Consider the following 1,001-nt stretch of genomic DNA (forward strand, 5'->3'; position numbering starts at 1 on the left):
CAGATAAAAAAAGTCACTGTCTTGGCGAAAGTTATAATCAACGTCGTGATGCATTACCGCTGGAGGGGCACTACGAAAAATCCCGGTGCCGTGCCCGAGTTTTCCCATCAGTCGCTGCCGTCGCTGTTGATACTCTGCCTGCATAGCAGTTTCAGTTCCGTGGGGAGAATTATCTTTCAATCTAATTCAAAACAAAGGTTTTGGAACTACTCCAGTCAAGTTGCCGAGGGATAGACAAGCGCAGCGGCAAAGATTGTTCTAAGCTTCTATTAAGAGAATATTGTTGAAAATTGAAAGTTAGTTGAAGTTGCAGAGGCATAATTGTGTTTGGGATTGAACCAATAAATGCCCTAGTCATTGGGGCCAGTCATGGACTCGGGCTCGGATTTGTTCGATACCTTTTGCAAGATGATTCGGTTGGCGCTATCTTTGCGACCCATCGAGGTCAGAGCCTGACCCTAGGGACGCTTTTCAGGGAACACCCCAACCGGCTGCGGTTAATCCCCATGGATATCACCCATGAGGTGCAAATTGCCCAGGGAGTCGCTCAGATTCAGGAGCAAATGACTAAACTTCACCTGGTGCTCTACTGTGTTGGCTTTCTCCATCAGGGCAACATTCAACCAGAGAAAAGCTTACGGCAAATCGATTCTGACCATTTGCTGCGTTACTTTCAGGTCAATAGTATTGGAGCGATTCTGCTGGCTAAGCATTTGCTACCCCTGCTTAAGCATCGCGATCGCAGTGTGTTTGCCAGCATCTCTGCCAAAGTTGGCAGTATTGGCGACAACCAGTTGGGGGGTTGGTATGGTTACCGGGCCTCAAAAGCAGCGCTGAATATGTTCATGCGCACCTTGGCGATTGAATACAACCGCAAAAGTCCTCAAACCCTGGTGGTCATGCTTCATCCCGGCACCACTGATACCCGCCTGTCCCAGCCATTTCAGGGCAATGTGCCGCCGGAGAAGTTGTTTTCTGTAGAGCGGACTGTGACCCAGTGG

Annotated in this window: 2 protein-coding genes; one reads left to right on the top strand and one right to left on the bottom strand. The window is 49.2% G+C overall.

All coding sequences use genetic code 11. The annotated features are described in order from the left end of the window. Positions 1-144: aminopeptidase P N-terminal domain-containing protein (locus tag AC2VE5_RS28420; protein WP_486890858.1), on the bottom strand; the 144-nt coding region annotated here is incomplete at its 3' end. Between the two features lie 176 nt (positions 145-320). On the opposite strand from AC2VE5_RS28420, the gene AC2VE5_RS28425 reads away from it, so the two are divergent. Continuing rightward, on the top strand, positions 321-1,001 hold a 681-nt coding region (locus AC2VE5_RS28425; protein ID WP_486890859.1), incomplete at its 3' end, for an SDR family NAD(P)-dependent oxidoreductase.

It is taken from the genome of Aliterella sp. E5.1 (genome assembly GCF_057473825.1).